Below are 2,861 nucleotides of genomic sequence, written 5' to 3'. Positions count from 1 at the left end.
ACATGCTCAGCCGAAGGCCGCCTGCGTGTACCGCAGTTACCAATCCGAGTGATCAAGTACGACGAACCGTTCGGGCCCTGACGTTAAAGATCAAGCTAGAGCCGCGGATCCACCGGCTCCGACTCCAGTGCCAGCACCGCGAAGACCGCCTCGTGCACCCGCCACAGCGGTTCACCGTCGGCGAGCCGGTCCAGGGCTTCGAGACCCAGCGCGTACTCGCGCAGGGCGAGCGAGCGCTTGTGGCCGAGGAACCGGCCGCGCAGCCGGTCCAGGTTCTCCGGGCGGGTGTACTCGGGACCGTAGATGATCCGCAGGTACTCCCGGCCGCGCACCTTGATGCCTGGCTGCACCAGCCGGCCCTTGCCGTCCCTGACGAACGCGCCGAGCGGCTTGACGACCATGCCCTCGCCGCCGCGGCCGGTCATCTCGCGCCACCAGTCGATGCCGGAGCGGACCGATGCCTCGTCGGCGGTGTCGACGACGAGCCGCCGGGTGACCTGGAGCAGCCCCGTGGGGTCGTGCTCCACCAGCCGGTCCAGCCAGGCCAGCTGCTCGTCATGGGGTACGGCGGCGAGCGAACGGCCCTGCACGGCGAGGATCTGGAACGGTGCCAGCCGCACCCCGTCGAGCCCCTCGGTGCTCCAGCAGTAGCGGCGGTAGGCCTCGGTGAACGCGGCCGCGTCCTCGGCCCGGCCGCGCTGCCGGTCCGCGAGCGCGCCGACGTCGATGCCCCGGTCAGCCGCTGCCGCGAGGGCCGCCCCCGCTGCGGGGAAGACGGCACCCGATGCGGCGCCGACCGCCGCGTACTGCGAGCGGAGCAGTCCGGCCGCCTTGAGGGACCAGGGCATCAGCTCGGCGTCGAGCAGCACCCAGTCGGTGTCCCACTCCTTCCACAGCCCGGCGGCGGTGACCGCCGCGCGCAGCCGGCCGAGGACGGCCTCGGTCAGTGCGGTGTCGTCCAGGAACGGGCGTCCGGTGCGGGTGTACAGCGCACCCGTCGGCCCTCCCCCGTCGCCCGGGGCGGCGCCTGCCGTCCCGAAGCGTTCCCGTGCCGCGTCCGCGTCCCGGCAGACCAGGGCCACCGCCCGCGAGCCCATGTGCTTCTCCTCGCACACGACCCTGTCCACGCCGTCCGCCCGGTACTGCTCGAACGCCTCGGCCGGGTGCTCCAGGTAGCCCTCCTCCTTCGAGGTGGCCGTCGGCGCCATGGTCGGCGGGAGGTAGGCGAGCAGTCGCGGGTCGACGGCGAAGCGGCTCATGACCTCCAGCGCAGCCGCCGCGTTCTCCTCGCGCACCGCGATCCGGCCCATGTGCCGGGTCTCCACGACCCGGCGGCCCTGCACGTCGGCGAGGTCCAGCGGGCGGCCCTCACGGCCGCCGGGCGCCTCGGTGGTCAGCGGCTTGACCGGCTCGTACCAGACCTGCTCGGCCGGCACGTCGACGAGTTCGCGCTCCGGCCAGCGCAGCGCGGTCATCCGGCCGCCGAAGACGGCTCCGGTGTCCAGGCAGATGGTGTTGTTGACCCAGGAGGTGGTGGGCACGGGGGTGTGGCCGTAGACGACGGCGGCGCTCCCCCGGTAGTCCTCCGCCCACGGGTAGCGCACCGGCAGGCCGAACGCGTCGGTCTCGCCGGTGGTGTCGCCGTACAGTGCGTGCGAGCGGACCCGTCCGGAGGTGCGTCCGTGGTACTTCTCGGGCAGGCCTGCGTGGCAGACGACGAGCTTGCCGCCGTCCAGTACGTAGTGGCTGACGAGCCCGTCGATGAACTCCCTGACCCGTCCCCGGAAGTCCGGGTCCTCGGTGTCCTCCCGCTCCAGCTGCCCGATGGTCTCCGCGAGTCCGTGGGTCTGCTGGACCTTGCGGCCTCTGAGGTAGCGGCCGAGCTTGTTCTCGTGGTTGCCGGGCACGCACAGGGCGTTGCCGTCGGACACCATCGACATGACGCGGCGCAGCACCCCGGGGCTGTCGGGGCCGCGGTCGACGAGGTCGCCGACGAAGACGGCCGTGCGCCCTTCGGAATGCGCCCCGTCCGTGTAGCCGAGCTTGCCGAGGAGGGTCTCCAGCTCGGAGCTGCAGCCGTGGACGTCGCCGATGATGTCGAAGGGGCCGGTGAGGTGGCGGAGGTCGTTGTAGCGGCGCTCCCGCACCACTTCGGCGTGCTCGGCCTCCTCCTCGGTGTGCAGGATGTGGACCTTGCGGAAGCCCTCGCGCTCCAGGCCCCGCAGCGAGCGGCGCAGCTCGCGGCGGTGGCGCTGCACGACATGGCGGGGCATGCCGGCCCGGTCGGGACGGTCCGCGTTGCGTGCGAGGCAGACCTCCTCGGGCAGGTCGAGCACGATCGCGATGGGCAGCACGTCGTGCTCCCGGGCGAGCCGTACCAGCTGACGGCGGCTCTCGGGCTGGACGCTGGTGGCGTCGACGACGGTCAGCCGGCCGGCGGCCAGGCGCTTGCCCGCGATGTAGTGCAGGACGTCGAAGGCGTCCCGGCTGGCGCTCTGGTCGTTCTCGTCGTCGGCGACGAGGCCCCGGCAGAAGTCGGACGAGATGACCTCGGTCGGCTCGAAGTGCCGGTGGGCGAAGGTGGACTTGCCCGATCCGCTCGCCCCGATGAGGACCACGAGGGAGAGGTCGGTCACCGGCAGGATGCGCGTGCTGCTGTCACGGGTACTGCTCATGCGGCTTTCGCCTCCTTCTCGGTCCCGTCGGCCGCGGTCATGGTGAACACGGCCATCTGTGTGGGCGGCCCCACCTCGGGGTCGTCGGGTCCTACGGGCACGAACTCCACGTCGTACCCGTGCCGGCCGGCCACTTCGCCGGCCCAGTCCCGGAATTCGGCCCGGGTCCATTCGAAGCGGTGGTCG

Annotated in this window: 1 protein-coding gene and 1 pseudogene; both read right to left on the bottom strand. The window is 72.2% G+C overall.

From position 1 onward, the window contains the following. Nucleotides 1-95 precede the first annotated feature (95 nt). Nucleotides 96-2,675, bottom strand: a complete 2,580-nt coding sequence (locus ACFVW8_RS38950) for a polynucleotide kinase-phosphatase (RefSeq protein ID WP_389698768.1) — start codon at nt 2,673-2,675, stop codon at nt 96-98. Beyond that, a pseudogene (locus ACFVW8_RS38945) lies at nt 2,672-2,861 on the bottom strand (3' terminal RNA ribose 2'-O-methyltransferase Hen1); the annotation flags it as partial. The gene ACFVW8_RS38950 and the pseudogene ACFVW8_RS38945, both read right to left, overlap by 4 nt.

This window comes from Streptomyces sp. NPDC058221, from assembly GCF_042882365.1.
Taxonomy (GTDB): Bacteria; Actinomycetota; Actinomycetes; order Streptomycetales; family Streptomycetaceae; genus Streptomyces.
The sequence above is the reverse complement of the archived record's forward strand: the minus strand, read 5'-3'. Positions and strand labels throughout refer to the sequence as shown.

Excerpts from the sequence above, each read along its gene's own strand:
- ACFVW8_RS38950 (WP_389698768.1), bottom strand. The coding sequence starts at position 2,675 with ATGAGCAGTACCCGTGACAGCAGCACGCGCATCCTGCCGGTGACCGAC.